The organism is Bradyrhizobium sp. WSM1417, from assembly GCF_000515415.1.
Classification (GTDB): Bacteria; Pseudomonadota; Alphaproteobacteria; order Rhizobiales; family Xanthobacteraceae; genus Bradyrhizobium.
The window spans coordinates 3,380,942-3,396,611 of record NZ_KI911783.1 but is presented as its reverse complement, the minus strand read 5'-3'; the positions used below and the strand labels follow the sequence as shown (position 1 = coordinate 3,396,611).

Sequence of the window (15,670 nt, the reverse complement as noted above, 5' to 3'; positions counted from 1 at the left end):
GGTCAGGCGGGCTCCTCCGTCTTTGTCCCCAGCGGCTTCGGCGCCATGCCGCCGCCCGGCTTGAGGTGGAATTCGTAGCTCATCAGGTGCCACTGCCCGTTCGCCTTAGTGCCGTCGGGCATCGCCGCATCTTTGCGCGGCTCGACCTTGGCGACGAGGTCGTCCTTCACGCCGAACACCACGTCGGAATCAAGATATTTGTCGCCGTCCATGAAGACGTGGGTGATCAGCGGCTCGTAGCCCTTGGCATTGACCAGGAAGTGCACATGCGCCGGGCGCATCGGGTGGCGGTTGGTCTGCACGATCATCTCGCCGACCGGGCCGTCGGTCGGGATCGGATAGCTGCACGGCAGGATGGTGCGGAAGAAGAAGCGGCCATCGCTATCGGTGATGAAGCGCGCCCGCGCCGAGGCGCCGACCTCGTCATAGTTCGGCTTCTGCGAGTCGTAGAAGCCGTCATCATCGGCATGCCAGACATCGACGGGGACATTCGCGAGCGGCTTGCCCTTGAGATCGGTGACACGGCTCTGCACGAACATCCGTTCGCCGGTTTGATTGTTCGGAGAGATGTCGGTGCCGTGCGCCGTGACCTTGTGCTCGCCGACATAGAACGGCCCGAGCACGGTGGTCTGGGTGGCGCCCTCGCGCTCGCGGTGGTTGACCGCGTCGACCAGCATGGAGACGCCGAGCACGTCGGAGAGAAGGATGAATTCCTGCCGGGTGTCCGTGCATTTCTGGCCGGTGCGGGTCAGGAAATCGATGGCGTATTCCCACTCCTCGAAGGTGAGTCCGGTCTTGCTCACGTAATCGTGCAGCGACTTCACCAATTCCTGGAGCAGGAATTTCGCGCGCGGGTCGGGTGTCCGGTCAAAGCTCCGGACGACGGCTTCGGTGAGTTCGGTCTCGTTGAACTGGGTCATGGTGCGTTTGCCTGCGTTTCTCATTGGCCCGTTGGGGATCTCTTGGGCTGCTTGGAGGCGTTCCTCGCTGGAGCCTACACCAAACAGACGGCCGGCGTTAAGCGAGACCGGCTTGGAATGAGACCGCCATATCGGCTATCAACGTCGGACCAAACTGCCCGGAGGAACTGATGCTCGCCCCCACCCCCGCCTCGCCCGAATCCGTCGGCATGTCCAAGGCCGCGCTCGACCGCGTCGATGCGCATCTGAAGAGCCGGTACATCGATGCCGGCCGCTTCCCGGGCACGCATCTCCTGGTCTATCGCCGTGGCAAGATCGCCCACAGTACGGTGCAGGGTTTTGCCGATGTCGAGCGCAAGCTGCCCGTCAAGGACGACACGATCTATCGCATCTATTCCATGACCAAGCCGCTCACCAGCGTCGCCTTCATGATGCTGGTCGAGCAAGGCCTCGTCGCGATCGATGAGCCCGTCGCCAAGTACATTCCGGAATGGAAGGATCTCGGCGTGTTCGTCGCCGGCACTGCGCCTTCCTTCCTGACCCGGCCGCCGTTGCGGCCGATGCTGATCGTCGATCTCCTGCGTCACACCTCCGGCCTCACCTACGGCTTCCAGCAGCGCTCGAATGTCGATGCCGCCTACCGCGCCGAAAAGATCGGCGAGGTCGAGAAATCCGGCACGCTCCAGACCATGATCGAGAGCCTTGCCAAAATCCCGCTGGAGTTCTCGCCGGGCGAGGCCTGGAACTACTCGGTTTCGACCGACGTGCTCGGCTACCTCATTGGCAAGATCTCCGGGATTCCCTTCGAGCAGTTCCTGAAACAACGCATTCTCGATCCACTCGGCATGACCGACACTGATTTCCACGTGCCGGCTTCCAAGGCCCACCGGTTCGCCGCCTGTTACTCGGCCGATCCGGGTGGCGGCATGACCTTCCATGCCGGCCAGCGCCGCGAGGGCCTGACGTTGCAGGATGATCCAACCAAGAGCTCGTTCCTGTCGCCGCCGTCCTTGATTTCGGGCGGCGGCGGGCTGTGCTCGACGACGGCCGACTATCTCACCTTCTGCCGTGCGCTGCTCAACGGCGGCGAGCTCGGCGGCGTCAGGCTGATCGGGCCGAAGACGCTGGCACTGATGACGGCCAACCACATTCCGGGTGGACGCTCGCTCCCGGAAGTGTCGCGCTCGCTGTTTGCGGAAGCCGCCTACAACGGCATCGGCTTCGGCCTCGGCTTCGCCGTGACCATGCGCCCGGCCGAGACGCTGGTCGCCGGCAGCCCCGGTGAATACAATTGGGGCGGCGCGGCCACGACGTCGTTCTGGATCGACCCGGCCGAGGAATTGATCACCATCTTCATGACGCAGGTGCTGCCGTCGAGCGCCTACCCGCTCCGGCGCGAGCTGCGCAGCATGGTCTATGCCGCGATCACCGAGAGCAATCTCTGAGAAAAATGCACCGATCCCGCGGCGTCAGAGCCGCGGGATCAAGCCCCGCTCATTTCAACATCTCCGGCACGATCAGGCGCGGCAGGAACAGCGAAACGCTGGGCCAAATGATGAGCGCCGCCAGCACGAGCAGCATGGGGATCAGCATGATCACCGTGTCCTTCAGCGCATAGCGCAGCCGCACCCCGGCGATCGAGCAGGCGATCATCAAGCAGAGACCATAGGGCGGCGTCACCAACCCGAAGGCCAGCGAAACGATCGAGATGATCGCAAACTGCACCGGATGGAGGTCGACCGATTTCGCCAGCGGTTCGAGGACGGTGCCGACGATGATGATCGCCGGGATGGCGTCGAGGAAGCAGCCCACCACCAGAAAGCAGAACGCGATGAAGAAGCCGGCCCCGATCGCGCCCATGCCCCACGTCGAGACGTTGGCCAGCAGCTCCTGCGGGATCCTGTAATAAGCCAGCAGCCAGCCGAACGCGCTCGCGGTGCCCACGCAGAACAGCGCGACACCCGCGAGACGGCCGGTGTCGAGCAAAGCCTTGTAGAGTTCGCGCGCGCCGGTTTCACGGTAAAAGAATGTCGATAGCGCCACGGAATAAAGCACCGCGACGCAGGCGGACTCGGTTGCGGTGAACCACCCCAGCAGGATGCCGCCGACGATGATGAACGGCGTCAGCAGCGCCGGTATCGAGCGCCAGATGGCGCAGCACATCTCCCTCCAGGTGTCCTTCGGATAGGTCGGGTAACCTCGTCGCACGGCATAGATATGCACTGTCGCCATCTGCGCTCCGGCGATCAGCAATCCCGGCACGATGCCCGCGAGATACATCGCGGCGATCGAGGTCGAGATCAGTCCACCCCACACGATCATCAGGATCGAGGGCGGGATGATGACCGCGAGCACGGCCGAGACCGCGGTGATGGCGATGGAGAACGAGAGGTCGTAGCCCTCCTTAGTCTGGGCATCGATGAAGATCTTGGACTGGCTCGCCGCGTCCGCGGTGGAGGAGCCGGAGATGCCGGCAAAGAACACCGACAGCACGACGTTGATCTGCGCCAGCGACCCCGGCCAGTGCCCGACCATCGAGCGCGACAGCGCCACCAGCCGGTCGGTGATGCCGCCGATGCTCATCAAATTGGCGGTGAGCAGGAAGAACGGCACCGCCAGCAGGATGAACGAATTGTAGGCGTTGAAGGTTTCCTGCCCCAGCGTCATCAGCGACAGATGCGGCTCGATCAGCAGGATCGGCACGCAGGCAAGGCCGAGGGCGAAGGCGACCGGCACGCGTATGATGAGCAGGCCAACGAAAGTCCCGAACAGGACCATCGCGGCCTGTCCGGCAGAAAGAACATTGCCGCTCATTGATTTGCCCCAACCAGAATCCGCATCTCGTCGACGATCTGTTCACCGGCGAACACGATCCAGGTCACGCCGGCAACCGGCCAGGCGACGTGGATCAGCCAAAGCGGCAGGTCGGCGAGCTCCGAAGTTCTGTTCCAGGCAAAACGGGTAAACTCGGTGCCGGCGGATACGAACACGAGCGCCAGCGCCAGCACGCCGAGCCGCGCGAGAATCCGCACCATGGCTTCGCTTCGGCGTGACAGGTCAGGCCAGACGTCGACTTCAAAATGCTGCGACTCTCTGATGCCGACCATGGCGCCGATCATGATCGTCCAGATGAACATGAACCGTGCCATTTCCTCGGTCCAGATGTAGGACGGAATCAAAGGCGTGTAGCGCGAGATGATCTGCAACGTGACCGGAATGACCAGAAGGCCGACAGAGGCGGCGAGCAGGATTTCCAACAGTTTTGCATAAGCCGCCGTTGCTCGGCGCCATAGCGACGGGTTCGGTGGCATCGTTATTTCGGTCATTACGACTCCGGGGGATCACAATCACGCAATGGGGCAAGCCGCCCGGCTTGCCCCGACGTCCTGTCGCGTGGGCGGCGACAGTTCTCAGACGACGTTGATCTTCTCGAAAATGCCTTCCGCGCCGATTTCCTTGGCGTAGGTGGCCATCACGGGGTCGGCGAGCTTCTTCATGGCGTCCCGCTCCTCGAAGGGAACGCGCTTGAGCTTGCCGGCCTTCTCCAGCGTGTCGAGCTTGACGACCTCCTCGCTCGACTCCAGTTGTCGGCCATAATCGCCGGCCTCCTTGCCGGCCTTCATGATCGCGTCCTGCAAGTCCTTGGGTAAGGTCTTCAGCGTCTTCACCGAGAAGCAGATCGGCCGGATCGACACGGCGTGCTGGGTCAGGTTGAGATGCGGGGCCACTTCGTAGAACTTCATCGCCTCGACGCCGGCCGCCTCGTTCTCGCCGGCCGATATCACGCCGTTCTGGATCGCGTTGTAGATCTCGTTATAGGCGATCACCGTCGGGCTCATGCCCACGGCCGCAAAGGTCTTCGACCAGATCGGCGCGCCCTGCACGCGCACCTTGAGTCCCCTAAGGTCGGCAAGAGTCTTGAGCGGCTTGTTGGCAAAAATGTTGCGGATGCCACCGCCGGAATAGCCGATCAGAACGACCTCGGCCTTGGCCGCGACTTCGTCAGCGATCGGCGCCAGGATATTGGCTTCGACGACCTTGTTCATGTGCTCGATGCCCTTGAACACGAAGGGCGCGTCGATGAACGGGGCCGCCTTGGCGAAGGTCGACATGTGAGCCGGCGAGACGATGCCGTAATCGACGGCTTTGCCCTGCGACATGTACTCGAAATACTGCTTTTCGAGGCCGAGCGAGGAATTCCTGTGCAGCGTGAAGTTGACGGGCTTGCCGTAATACTTCTTCACCAGCTCTTCGAACCTGAGCAGTGCCCGGTTGAAGGCGTGGTCGTCATTGAACTGGACCGCGCCGTTCAGCGTGATCGGCGACTGCGCCCGGATGATCGACGGCATGCCAATCGCAGCCGCTGTAGTGGTCGCACCGAGCCCAGCGAGAAATGATCTTCGCTTCATCGTCTCCCCTCCCTTTTGATGCTCCGGCCCTGTCGCCGGGCCGTGAGCGCAGCCGGTATGCGGCTTGCGAGGGGGAAGCGTATGGAAAACGTCGGCGGGACGGAAGTCATTTCGCGTGCGCGGGAGGTCCTCTTCGTCGCAGGGCCACCCTTTTCGCGAACTGCTGCACTGCAACTTGCGCTCCTGCCGGTGCGTGGCAGCTGCGGGGCGGCTTTCCACAGGCGACAGACGGCTTGCGGGCCTGTGCGCTGCACGCACAGACCCGCTCGCCTTCGCTCCCGCTTAGTGCATGTGGCCGATCAGATAGATGCCGCCGCCGAGCACAAGCACGGCCGGCACGGCCCAGAGAATCAGAACTGGCATTTGTCATCCTCCTTAGTTCGACGTGCAGACCTTGACGGTCTTCATGCCGGTTTCAGCTTCGGTGCGCGACTTGTAGATGGTGCCCGACGGGCTGACGACGGTCATCGACGTGTCCGTCGGCTTCTTGTCGACGATGGTGCACTTCTTGGTCTTGACGTCCTGCACGACGTAGAACTCGTCCGCCGCGAACGCCGGCAGGGATATTGCGGTAAGCATCAGTGTTGCAGTTACGATCTTCAACTTCATTTGTCGTCCTCCTCCAGAGCCCGAGCCGGTCAGCCCGGTCATCTACAAACGGGAAAAAGCGGCAATTAGTTCCCTGGGCCGGGAACGCTGTCGGCGATGAGGGGTTGTTGCGGCGCATATTCAACCGAGGAGAACGAGATGAAGAAGTTGTTCCTGCTTTCCGCCGCGGCGGTCCTGGTTTCGACCGGTGCTTTCGCGCAATCGACCGTCGTGACGACGACCGGAACCGGTCACGCGGCGACCGTTCAGATCGAGCCGCAATACCGAACCAAGATCAAATCCTACGTCACCGAGCACCGCATTCGCCCGGTGACGACGAAGGAAAAGATCGTTGTCGGCGCGGCCGTGCCGAGCGACGTCGAGCTCGAGGCCGTTCCCGCAGACTGGGGTCCGTCGCTGACCAAGTATCGCTACGTCTACTCCGGCGATCGCGTGATGCTCGTCGATCCCGGCTCGCGCACGGTAGTTCAGGAAATTGATTGATCCAGGTGTAAGGGGGGCCGCCTCGAAGGCGGCCTCCCACTCTGGGAGTTGAAATTATGAAATCGTATCGAGAAGCCCGGATCGCCGGGCTCAGCCTGGCTGCCGTCTACGCCATGTGCCTGCTGCTGACCGCAATCAGCATGAGCTGAGGCGCTGCCGCGGACTGCGCTGCAGAAATCTTGTCCCTGGGCGGCTCGTCCGGATGCGAAAAATTATGGCGCGCCGCAAATCCCGCCCCTATGGTCTCCCAAAATCATAAATCCGGCGCTCGCTTGCGCTGGAACCGGGACGCCCGCGTTTGTCAAAGCTCACTTTGCCGGTCCGGCTCGCTCTTCTGGTCACGGGAACGATGTTGCCGCTGATCGTCTTCGCGGTCGGTATTGCCGTTTACAATTACAAGCAGGATCGCAATGACGCGACCCGCCGCGTGCTGGAGAACGTGCGCAGCATGCGCCTCGTGCTGGACTCCGAGGTGCAGCGGATGACCGGCGGCCTGCAAGTGCTGGCGCTGACGAATTCGCTGCGCGACGACGACTTCCAGAATTTTCGCCGCATCGCCCTCGGCTTCGTCGATCAGTATGGCAAGGGCGGCCTGGTGCTGATCTCCGATCGCAAGGGCCGACTGCTGTTCTCCTCCGCGACGGAGGACACCGCAAGCCTGCCGCCACGCGGCCACCTGGAGATCATCGAAAAGGTGTTTGCGACCAGGTCGCCGCAATATTCCGACCTGTTCACCGGCGCGGTCAACGGCCGGCAGGTGCTTACGGTCGAGGTTCCGGTGCTCCGCGACGGCGAAGTGATCTACGACCTCTGCTTCAGCCCGCCGATCAGCACCTTTCAGCACCTGGTCGAGAAGCAGCGGCCCGATCGGGATTGGACGGTTTCCCTGCTCGACACCAAGGCCATCGTGTTCGCGCGCACGCCGAGCCCTACGGAGATCTTCGGCAAGCGGGCTACCGGCACGCTGTACGAGAGTATGTTGCGCACGTCGGAAGCCGCACTCTCGACGGTTTCGCTCGACGGTGTCGCGTTGTCCACCGTCTATACAAGGTCGCGGCTGACCGGCTGGACCATCGTGGCCGGCGTCGCCGAGAGCTCGCTGATCGCTCCGCTCTGGCGCAACATCGCGATCACCAGTTTTATCGGCGGCATCCTGCTGCTGACAGGCCTGACCTTCGCGGTCAGGATGGCGACCACGATCGCGCGCGGCGAGATGCTGCACGATCTCCTGATCGACGAGCTCAACCATCGCGTCAAGAACACGCTCGCCTTGATGCAGGCGATCGCGGTGCAGACCTTCCGCAGCGCCAGCCGGGACGAGCGGGTAAAATTCGAGGGTCGGCTCGGCGCGCTGGCCGAGGCGCATAATTTGCTGAGCCAGGAGAAATGGGCGGGCTCCGAGCTGCGGGACGTGATCGCCCGCGCGCTTCGGCCGTTCCTGCTGAATAATCCGGAGCGCATCCGCATGGCCGGCCCCGCGGTGCCGCTGTCGCCGCGGCTCGCCGTGGTGCTGTCGATGATCGTGCACGAGATCGCCACCAACGCCGCGAAATACGGCGCGCTGTCCAACGAGACCGGCCGGGTGACGCTGGAGTGGGAGGTTCTTGCCGAGGCGCCGAAGCCGCGGCTGCGCCTGATCTGGACCGAGATCGGCGGACCGCCGGTGACGGCGCCGGTGCAACGCGGCTTCGGCTCGCGCCTGATCGAGCGCAGTGCGCGCGACCAGCTCGGCGGCGAGGCCACCGTCGACTTCCTGCCCCGCGGCGTGGTCTGCACGGTGATTTGCGCGCTGGACGAGGCGCGATGAACGGAGGCCGGCAATGATGATCACTAGGGTTCGCACGCACATTCTCGAAGCAAAGCTGTCGCAGCCCTTTGCCTATTCGCGCGCCTGGTACGACACGCGCACCGCGATGCTGGTCGAGATCGAGACCGACAATGGTCTTGTCGGATGGGGTGAATGCTATGGCCCGGCGCGCATCACGGCGGCGGTGGTGCAGAGTATCGCTCCGTGGCTGATCGGCGAGGATCCGTTGGGTACCGACGTGCTGTGGCAGATGGTCTATGCGCGCCTGCGGGATCACGGCCAGAAGGGCGTCGTGATCCAGGGGATGAGCGGCATTGACATCGCGCTATGGGACATCAAGGGCAAGCATTTTGGCGTACCCGTGCATCAGCTTCTCGGCGGCGGCGCGCGCAAGCAGGTTGCGGCCTATGCGACCGGTCTTTACCGGCGCAAGTCAGGCGATCCGCTGAACTATCTGGCGGAGGAAGCGGCGGGTTATGCCGCCGAAGGATTCCGCGCCGTGAAGCTGAAGGTCGGTTTCGGCATCGCGGAGGATGCCGCGGTCACCCGCGCGGTGCGCGAGGCGATCGGCCCCGATGTCGCGCTGATGGTCGATGCGAACCACGCCTATGACGCGGTCGCGGCGATCCGGCTCGGCCACCTGATCGAGCGCCATGACATCGGATGGTTCGAGGAGCCGGTGCCGCCGGAGGACATCGCGGGCTATCGCGCGGTGAAATCCGCGCTTACGATTCCGGTCGCCGGCGGCGAGTGCGAATTCACGCGCTTCGGCTTCCGTGAGCTGTTCGTCTCGCACGCGCTTGACATCGCCCAGCCCGACACCTGCGCGGCAGGTGGTCTTTCCGAATGCAAGAAGATCGCCGACATGAGCGAGGCGTTCGGCATCCGCTACAATCCGCACGTCTGGGGCACCGGCATCGCGATCGCCGCCTCGCTCCAGCTGCTCGCCGTGCTGCCCTCGCACACGCCGACCTCGCTGGCCCCGCTCGAACCGATGCTCGAGTTCGATCGCACCGAACATCCGATCCGGCAGGCGATTTTGAAGGAGCCGATCGAGCATGCGAGGGGCGTCGTGCGGGTGCCCGAGGGGCCGGGCCTCGGCATCGAGATCGACCGCGAGGCGCTGGCGCGGTTTGCGGCGGACGCCTAGCCGATCGTCTGCAACGCCGGAAACGTCTCGAGCAGCCAGATGCTCACATTCGAGACCGCGCCGGTGAGGAAGCCGATGCCGGTGATCACCATCAGGACGCCCATGGCGCGCTCGACATTGACGAGATGGCCCTTCATGCGCGCGAACAGGGTCGAAAATTGCTCGATCATCAGGGCGGCGATCAGGAAGGGGATGCCGAGGCCGGCCGAATAGACCGCTAGCAGGCCGGCGCCCTTCGTCACCGTCGCCTCGGCCGCGGCGACCGAGAGGATCGCGGCAAGGATCGGGCCGATGCAGGGCGTCCAGCCAAAGGCAAAGGCGAGCCCCATCACATAAGCCCCCCAGAGGCCGACGGGCTTGGGCGCGGTCAAGCGTCCCTCGCGCATCAACAGGCCAATGCGCGTCAGGCCGAGGAAATGCAGGCCCATGACGATGATGACGACGCCGGCGAGGATCGAGAGTTCGGCCGACCAGGCGCGGATCAGCCCACCGATCAGCGAGGCGCTGGCGCCGAGCGCCACGAACACCGTGGAGAAGCCGAGCACGAACAGGAGCGCCGACATCATGATCGCGCGTTTGGAGACTGATGCGGGCTCGTTGCTTTCGACATGCTCGATCGTCGCGCCCGTCAGATAGATCAGGTAGGGCGGGACCAGCGGCAGGACGCAAGGGGAGAGGAAGCTGACGAGGCCGGCAATCAGCGCCGCCGGGATCGAAACATTTTGCATGATGCAGTCGGAGCCATCTCAGGCGCCGGCGCGGCGCGCGGGGAGTGCGCGCGGCCCGGAGCCGAACCGGCTCTGGTGTAGCCGATGCCAGCGAATGCGCAACAGAGGCGCACAAAACCAGGGCTCCTCCCGATGCCGTCTGTGATCACAGATGCGGCATCGGGACACGCACAAATCTCGCCAAAAAGCGAGACTTGGCGGCGCGGCTACTTCACCACGCGGAGCAGCGGACGCCGGGGCTGGTCCTGCGTCTGCTTGGAGGGGGGCTGCGGTTCGCTCGTGGCCGTCCGCAGCATTTCGTCGCACAGTGCCTTGAGGTCGGCACTGTCAATTCCTTTGAGTTTCATCCGCACGTCCAGGATGACAATGGACAGCAGCTCTGCCGACTCGCGGCTGTTGCTCTCGTTGAGCACCCTGCGGCACTCTTCGAGCGTTTCCAGCACCGACTGCAACTGTTCGTCTGAATGCGACACCGGCGTTCTTCCCGCTAATTCGGCCTGTGAGACGTGGTTGTGACGACCTCTTTGGCCCCCATGGAGCGTCGAGGATAACACGAGGCCGCTGCGCCCCCGAATATGATTTCAGTGTGTTGGTGCCTTGAAACCGCGGTTCCGGCGAGTATTGCTGCGCGCCGCGGGCCAGCGTCGACTCGCTCGGTCGCAAAACGCTCAATCTTAAAACGCCTAGCGTGCTGCAATTGATCCATCGCGGAAGGCGGCACCGGCTTTCGCGCAAGGACCTTTATTGCGGACAGCGCCGACGATCCCGCAGCCATGTCACGGCTCGCAACGGAACTCACGCCACACCCCTCACACGGGCGATGGTTTGCCCGATTCCCAGCCCTTGTTCCCGCCCTGGCAGCACCCCAATACCACCTGCGACGTAGTAAGGATGACGTTCAAAACTCGTCGTTCCCCAACCCGCCGTGGTTGTGGTTTGCGCCAGATTCTGCCAGTTTAGCGACCCGAAGGGACTTGTATGCACTCCTTGGCGGAAAGGGGCGTTCCACTGGAAGAACGCCCAAAGACAAACATCACCGGCCTGTCGGACTGGGATGCGGCGCGCATTTTCCTGGAAGTCGTCCGATGCGGAAGTTTCCGCTCGGCGGCCGAGCGCCTGTCGCTGTCGATCAACGCCGTCCGCCGCCGGATCGATGATTTCGAACGCCAGACCGGCACGACCCTGTTCACCCGCGACGTCCACGGCACCCGCCTGACCGACGAAGGCGCGCTGGTGGTCTCCGCCGTCGAGCAAATGGAGGCGGCGGCGTTCGACGTGCTGCGCACCAGCGATTCGACGGCGAACGCCCTGTCCGGCGAGGTCCGCGTCGCCATCACCGAGGGACTTGGCACATTCTGGCTCGCCCCGCGACTGGTCGAATTCCAGCAGGCCTATCCGAAGATCCTGGTGGATCTGCATTGCGCGATGCGTTCAGCCGACGTCTCTCGCCATGAGGCCGACGTCGCCATTCACCTGTCGCGGCCTTCGGCGCTCGACGTCAAGCTGGTGCGGCTCGGCCGCATGCATCTGATGTTCTGGGCCTCCGAGAAGTACATTTCAAAACATGGCGCGCCGCGTTCGGCGATGGAGTTGATCAAGCACCGCCTGGTGCTGCAGTTCGCCGACCAACTCGACGCCAAGCAAACTTTCGAGAGCTTCTTCCCCGGCGTTCCGGAGCGTGACCTTCTGGTCATGAAGACCAACGTCTCGAGCGCCAATTACTGGGCGGTCGCGAATGGCGCCGGAATCGGCGTGTTCCCGAGCTACGCCGTTGCGCTTGGCGGGAAGTTGATTCCACTGGAAGTCGAGCTGAACAGATCGCTGGATATCTGGTTGTCCTACCATCCTGGTAGCGGCCGGATTCCGCGCGTGCGGCACATGATTGACTGGCTGATCGAAGCCTTCAATCCGGCGCGTTTCCCGTGGTTTAAGGAAGAGTTCGTGCACCCGCATGAATTCAAGGACGAGTATATGGGCGAACCCCTGACCCAGCTCTTCGGGGGGTTTTCAACCGAAGACCGATGAGAAAAAAGATGAAGACAGCGGCGAAGAGAATGAAGCAGCGCAGTGCCGGCAAGCCGGACATTGAGCTGGGCAAGCGAATCCGTCTGCGGCGCGTCGAGATGAAGGTCTCGCAGGCCGAGCTCGGCGAGAAGCTCGGCGTCAGTTTCCAGCAGGTCCAGAAGTACGAGAAGGGCGTCAATCGCGTCGGCGCGGCCCGGCTTCAGCAGATCGCCACCGCCCTCGATGTGCCCGTGACCTTCTTCTATGACGGCGACAACAAGGCGCGCGAAGTCGAGAGCCTGCTCTTCCTGGACTCGGCCTTCAGCCTCCGCCTGCTGCGCGCCTACAGCAAGATCAAGGACCAGACGGTGCAGCGTCAGCTCGTCTCGCTGATGGAATCGATCGCAGCGAACGAAGCCTGAGCCGTCGGCGTTCGCGCCTTTCCGCCCGATGTTCAATCCGCCGCGTCACGGGGCGCGGCTGGATTGAACGAGACCGGACGAGATATATCCGGCCCGCGCGTGCGCGGACTTCTCGGGGCGGCATGACCGCCCCTTTTTGTTGACCATTTTTCCCGCCGTCGCCCGCGGTTTTCGCGAACCCATTCCAGCCCTGTCGCGACCCAATCCAGAGACCGCCGTCCGACGTGCCGGGCTCGCGATGCGCCGTGCTTAAGGTAGCCGCAACCGGGAGGCGCTAGCCTCCCGCCGATTGCTCGAATCAGCACGACGAACCGGGGAATTGCCGATGCGAGCGCCCGCCCGGGCCTCGCTCTCAGGGGGAAGATGGGACACATGTCGAAACGCCATGCGATGATCATTGCCGTCGGCATGCTTGCGAGCGCCTCTGCGCTTGCTCAGACCGAGACGATTGGACAGGCCGGGCCCAAGCCGGCGACTGCGGTTGGCACGGTGCCGGCCACCGCCAATCCGGCCCACGCAGCCGCACCGAAAACTGCCGCGCCAGTGTCCGCTTCGACGGCAGAGAGCCGCTCGGCCGCGGCGCTCGCGCTGACGCACGAGCCGACCTATGACGAGGGCTCCGCCCAGCGCATCAAGGATGCGGCGCTGAGCTATTCCGATCTTGCCGTGCGCGGCGGCTGGCCGGCGATCCCGGCAGACGCCAAATTCGCGCCCGGCGCCCAGGGCGCCAACGACGATATCCTGCGCAAGCGGCTGATCGTCTCCGGCGATCTTGCCGCCGACAAGGCGAGCGGCGCCTTCGACCAGGATCTCGCCGACGCCGTGAAACGCTTCCAGGCCCGCCACGGCCTCGCGCCGACCGGAACGGTGACGCCGCGCACGATTGCGGCGATGAACGTGCCGGTGCAGAAGCGCATCCGGCAGCTGGAGGCTTCGCTCCAGCGGCTCGAGAACATGAATTTCGGCTTCGGCCAGCGCTATGTCGTCGTCAACATCCCCGCCGCCTTCGCCGAAGCGGTCGAGAACGACGTCGTGGTAAGGCGTTATCGCGTGATCGTCGGCAAGACCGAAAAGCCCTCGCCGACGCTGACGGCCCAGATCAGCAGTGTCGTTCTCAATCCGACTTGGACGGTGCCCTCCTCGATCGCCAAGACCGAGATCTCCGCGCATATGCGCAAGGATCCCAGCTATCTGTCGCGCATGCACATGGAGGTGCTCGACGCCCACGATAATCCGATCGACCCGAATTCAGTCGACTGGTCGGGCACGCATACGCCGAATTTCACCGTGCGCCAGCACAACGGCACGTTCAACGCGCTCGGCGCGGTCAAGATCGACATGCCGAATTCCTATTCGGTCTACATGCACGACACCAACCAGCGCAATCTGTTCAGCGATGATTACCGCTTCGATTCCCATGGCTGCTCGCGCGTCGACAATGTGCGCGATCTCGCCGCCTGGCTCTTGAAGGACCAGCCGAAATGGAGCCGCGCCGCGATCGACGCGGAAATCGCTAGCGGCCAGCATCTCGACGTCGCCATGGTGAAGAAGGTCCCGGTGGCCTGGATCTATCTCACGGCGTGGATGACCAAGGATCAGACCGTCCAGTTCCGCAACGACGTCTACCACCAGGACGAGCAGCTGCTGGAGGCGACCGCCGAAGAGGCGGCCTTCTTCAGCAATGCCGGCAGCCATCCGCTGACCGCGCACATGACGAGATAGACGGCGCCATGCAATCGCGGCACAGGTGACTGCAAAGCCACGTCCGTTGCCGCGGTTGACCCTGGCCTCGCCCCGGCCGAACATTGCGCCTCGCCAACGAAAATGAGCGCGATGTCCGATATGTCCAGCACGACCGAAATTCCCTACGCCGACGGCAAGATCCTCAAGCACACCGCCGGTGGCGTCGGCGTGATCACCTTCAACAATCCCGACAAGCGCAACGCGATGTCACTGGAGATGTGGGAGGGATTTGGCGAGGCGTTGACGGCCTTACGCGACGACGATGCGGTGCGCGTCGTGATCCTGCGCGGCGCCGGCGGCAAGGCGTTCGTGTCGGGCGCCGACATCAGCCAGTTCGAGAAGACCCGCCATAACGCCGCCGCTTCCGAGGAATACGCAAAACGCAGCGCCGCCCAGCGCGCGCTGCTCGCCGATTATCCAAAGCCGACCATTGCCTGCATCCAGGGCTTTTGTCTTGGCGGCGGCATGCAGGTGGCGATGCTTGCCGACATCCGCATCGCCTCCCATGACAGCCAGTTCGGCATTCCCGCGGCGAAGCTCGGCATTGCCTATGGCTACGACGGCTTGAAGCATCTGGTGTCGCTGGTCGGCCCGTCATGGGCGCGGCTGCTGATGTACACCGGCATGCGCATCGATGCGTCGGAAGCGCTGCGCATCGGGTTGGTCGAGCGCGTGGTTCCGGAGGATCAGCTCTGGGGCGAGACCATGGGCATCGCCGAGACGATCTCGCAAAATGCGCCACTCGCGCTCAAGGCCGCCAAGCTCACCATTGCTCAGGTCCTCAAGGACGAAAGCGGGCGCGACATGGACGCGATCAGGGCAGCCGGCACGGCCTGCATGGACAGCGCGGATTTTCGCGAGGGCCGGCAGGCCTTCATGGAGAAGCGCAAGCCGCAGTTCCAGGGACGGTGATTCCGTCGCCAGCGAGCAAAATGAAACAATCCAGAGTGCCTCTGCCTGCTTCCCCGCCTGGCTCTTCGCGACGACGGCAGCCAACGTGAACATGCATTCAGGAAGATTAAATTCCCACGCCGCTGCAACACCATAGCAACCAGCTGATTTGCTGGAAGTTCTCTCGCCATCAAAAGAGGGAGATTGCGATGAAACTCAAATTTGCTGTTGTTGGTCTGGCTGCCCTGGGCGGCGCAGCGCTCATGTCGGGACAGGCACTGGCGGCGATGCCGAACGGCATTCCGCAGGCCGACCGTATCGCGAGCGGCCCGGCAGCGAACGTCGATCAGGTGCGCTGGGTCTGCAACCCCTGGGGTCGCTGCTTCTGGCGTCCGAACTATTATGGCGCCTACGGCTTTTACGGCGGCCCACGACGCTTCTACGGTCCGCGTCCGTGGGGCTGGGGCCACCGCCACCACTGGCGTCGCTGGTGAATTGCGAGGG

At 63.6% G+C, this 15,670-nt stretch carries 16 protein-coding genes; 9 read left to right on the top strand and 7 right to left on the bottom strand.

Features of this window, described 5'->3' with window-relative positions; genetic code table 11:
* Positions 1-2 precede the first annotated feature (2 nt).
* Complete coding sequence (locus BRA1417_RS0116385) at positions 3-920, bottom strand: intradiol ring-cleavage dioxygenase (RefSeq protein ID WP_027516682.1); 918 nt, start codon at positions 918-920, stop codon at positions 3-5.
* Positions 921-1,090: 170 nt separating this feature from the next.
* Here BRA1417_RS0116385 and BRA1417_RS0116380 point away from each other — a divergent pair, with 170 nt between their 5' ends.
* Entirely contained in the window at positions 1,091-2,365 is a 1,275-nt protein-coding gene (locus BRA1417_RS0116380) for a serine hydrolase (protein WP_027516681.1), read from the top strand.
* Between the two features lie 49 nt (positions 2,366-2,414).
* Here the strand turns inward: BRA1417_RS0116380 and BRA1417_RS0116375 are convergent, their stop codons facing one another.
* The 4 genes from BRA1417_RS0116375 to BRA1417_RS0116355 form a co-directional block, all read right to left on the bottom strand.
* On the bottom strand, positions 2,415-3,734 hold the full coding sequence (locus BRA1417_RS0116375) for a TRAP transporter large permease (protein ID WP_027516680.1): 1,320 nt from the start codon (positions 3,732-3,734) through the stop codon (positions 2,415-2,417).
* Positions 3,731-4,246 carry a TRAP transporter small permease gene (locus BRA1417_RS0116370; protein WP_027516679.1) on the bottom strand — a complete coding sequence of 172 codons (516 nt, stop codon included), beginning with the start codon at positions 4,244-4,246 and terminating at the stop codon, positions 3,731-3,733. Before BRA1417_RS0116370 ends, BRA1417_RS0116375 begins: the two co-directional genes overlap by 4 nt.
* Positions 4,247-4,330: 84 nt before the next feature.
* Entirely contained in the window at positions 4,331-5,329 is a 999-nt protein-coding gene (locus BRA1417_RS0116365) for a TRAP transporter substrate-binding protein (protein WP_027516678.1), read from the bottom strand.
* A gap of 375 nt (positions 5,330-5,704) precedes the next feature.
* Complete coding sequence (locus BRA1417_RS0116355) at positions 5,705-5,938, bottom strand: hypothetical protein (protein WP_027516677.1); 234 nt, start codon at positions 5,936-5,938, stop codon at positions 5,705-5,707.
* A 138-nt stretch (positions 5,939-6,076) separates the two neighbouring features.
* Here BRA1417_RS0116355 and BRA1417_RS0116350 point away from each other — a divergent pair, with 138 nt between their 5' ends.
* From BRA1417_RS0116350 to BRA1417_RS0116335, 3 genes are all read left to right on the top strand, one after another.
* On the top strand, positions 6,077-6,421 hold the full coding sequence (locus tag BRA1417_RS0116350; RefSeq protein WP_027516676.1) for a DUF1236 domain-containing protein: 345 nt from the start codon (positions 6,077-6,079) through the stop codon (positions 6,419-6,421).
* Positions 6,422-6,770: 349 nt separating this feature from the next.
* Positions 6,771-8,228, top strand: coding sequence for a sensor histidine kinase (locus tag BRA1417_RS0116340; protein ID WP_035968584.1), 1,458 nt, complete (start codon positions 6,771-6,773; stop codon positions 8,226-8,228).
* Between the two features lie 13 nt (positions 8,229-8,241).
* On the top strand, positions 8,242-9,378 hold the full coding sequence (locus BRA1417_RS0116335; protein WP_027516674.1) for a mandelate racemase/muconate lactonizing enzyme family protein: 1,137 nt from the start codon (positions 8,242-8,244) through the stop codon (positions 9,376-9,378).
* Here the strand turns inward: BRA1417_RS0116335 and BRA1417_RS0116330 are convergent.
* Positions 9,375-10,106, bottom strand: coding sequence for a cytochrome c biogenesis CcdA family protein (locus BRA1417_RS0116330; RefSeq protein ID WP_084462251.1), 732 nt, complete (start codon positions 10,104-10,106; stop codon positions 9,375-9,377). The genes BRA1417_RS0116335 and BRA1417_RS0116330 overlap by 4 nt on opposite strands.
* Before the next feature lie 206 nt (positions 10,107-10,312).
* Positions 10,313-10,579, bottom strand: a complete 267-nt coding sequence (locus BRA1417_RS0116325; RefSeq protein ID WP_018457109.1) for a hypothetical protein — start codon at positions 10,577-10,579, stop codon at positions 10,313-10,315.
* A gap of 505 nt (positions 10,580-11,084) precedes the next feature.
* Here BRA1417_RS0116325 and BRA1417_RS0116320 point away from each other — a divergent pair.
* From BRA1417_RS0116320 to BRA1417_RS0116300, 5 genes are all read left to right on the top strand, one after another.
* Positions 11,085-12,131, top strand: coding sequence for a LysR family transcriptional regulator (locus tag BRA1417_RS0116320; protein WP_027516672.1), 1,047 nt, complete (start codon positions 11,085-11,087; stop codon positions 12,129-12,131).
* A 29-nt stretch (positions 12,132-12,160) separates the two neighbouring features.
* Complete coding sequence (locus BRA1417_RS0116315) at positions 12,161-12,532, top strand: helix-turn-helix domain-containing protein (protein ID WP_026233304.1); 372 nt, start codon at positions 12,161-12,163, stop codon at positions 12,530-12,532.
* A gap of 372 nt (positions 12,533-12,904) precedes the next feature.
* On the top strand, positions 12,905-14,254 hold the full coding sequence (locus BRA1417_RS0116310) for a murein L,D-transpeptidase (RefSeq protein WP_027516671.1): 1,350 nt from the start codon (positions 12,905-12,907) through the stop codon (positions 14,252-14,254).
* A gap of 111 nt (positions 14,255-14,365) precedes the next feature.
* Positions 14,366-15,187: an enoyl-CoA hydratase gene (locus tag BRA1417_RS0116305; protein WP_027516670.1), complete on the top strand. Its 822-nt coding sequence runs from the start codon at positions 14,366-14,368 to the stop codon at positions 15,185-15,187.
* 188 nt (positions 15,188-15,375) lie between these two features.
* The gene (locus BRA1417_RS0116300; RefSeq protein WP_027516669.1) at positions 15,376-15,660 is read left to right on the top strand and encodes a hypothetical protein; all 285 of its coding nucleotides are present in this window, start codon (positions 15,376-15,378) and stop codon (positions 15,658-15,660) included.
* Positions 15,661-15,670 lie beyond the last annotated feature (10 nt).

What these genes read in the sequence shown, in the direction of transcription:
- BRA1417_RS0116385 (WP_027516682.1), bottom strand. Translation starts at nt 920, where the DNA reads ATGACCCAGTTCAACGAGACCGAACTCACCGAAGCCGTCGTCCGGAGC.
- BRA1417_RS0116380 (WP_027516681.1), top strand. Translation starts at nt 1,091, where the DNA reads ATGCTCGCCCCCACCCCCGCCTCGCCCGAATCCGTCGGCATGTCCAAG.
- BRA1417_RS0116375 (WP_027516680.1), bottom strand. Translation starts at nt 3,734, where the DNA reads ATGAGCGGCAATGTTCTTTCTGCCGGACAGGCCGCGATGGTCCTGTTC.
- BRA1417_RS0116370 (WP_027516679.1), bottom strand. Translation starts at nt 4,246, where the DNA reads ATGACCGAAATAACGATGCCACCGAACCCGTCGCTATGGCGCCGAGCA.
- BRA1417_RS0116365 (WP_027516678.1), bottom strand. Translation starts at nt 5,329, where the DNA reads ATGAAGCGAAGATCATTTCTCGCTGGGCTCGGTGCGACCACTACAGCG.
- BRA1417_RS0116355 (WP_027516677.1), bottom strand. Translation starts at nt 5,938, where the DNA reads ATGAAGTTGAAGATCGTAACTGCAACACTGATGCTTACCGCAATATCC.
- BRA1417_RS0116350 (WP_027516676.1), top strand. Translation starts at nt 6,077, where the DNA reads ATGAAGAAGTTGTTCCTGCTTTCCGCCGCGGCGGTCCTGGTTTCGACC.
- BRA1417_RS0116340 (WP_035968584.1), top strand. Translation starts at nt 6,771, where the DNA reads ATGTTGCCGCTGATCGTCTTCGCGGTCGGTATTGCCGTTTACAATTAC.
- BRA1417_RS0116335 (WP_027516674.1), top strand. Translation starts at nt 8,242, where the DNA reads ATGATGATCACTAGGGTTCGCACGCACATTCTCGAAGCAAAGCTGTCG.
- BRA1417_RS0116330 (WP_084462251.1), bottom strand. Translation starts at nt 10,106, where the DNA reads ATGCAAAATGTTTCGATCCCGGCGGCGCTGATTGCCGGCCTCGTCAGC.
- BRA1417_RS0116320 (WP_027516672.1), top strand. Translation starts at nt 11,085, where the DNA reads ATGCACTCCTTGGCGGAAAGGGGCGTTCCACTGGAAGAACGCCCAAAG.
- BRA1417_RS0116315 (WP_026233304.1), top strand. Translation starts at nt 12,161, where the DNA reads ATGAAGCAGCGCAGTGCCGGCAAGCCGGACATTGAGCTGGGCAAGCGA.
- BRA1417_RS0116310 (WP_027516671.1), top strand. Translation starts at nt 12,905, where the DNA reads ATGTCGAAACGCCATGCGATGATCATTGCCGTCGGCATGCTTGCGAGC.
- BRA1417_RS0116305 (WP_027516670.1), top strand. Translation starts at nt 14,366, where the DNA reads ATGTCCGATATGTCCAGCACGACCGAAATTCCCTACGCCGACGGCAAG.
- BRA1417_RS0116300 (WP_027516669.1), top strand. Translation starts at nt 15,376, where the DNA reads ATGAAACTCAAATTTGCTGTTGTTGGTCTGGCTGCCCTGGGCGGCGCA.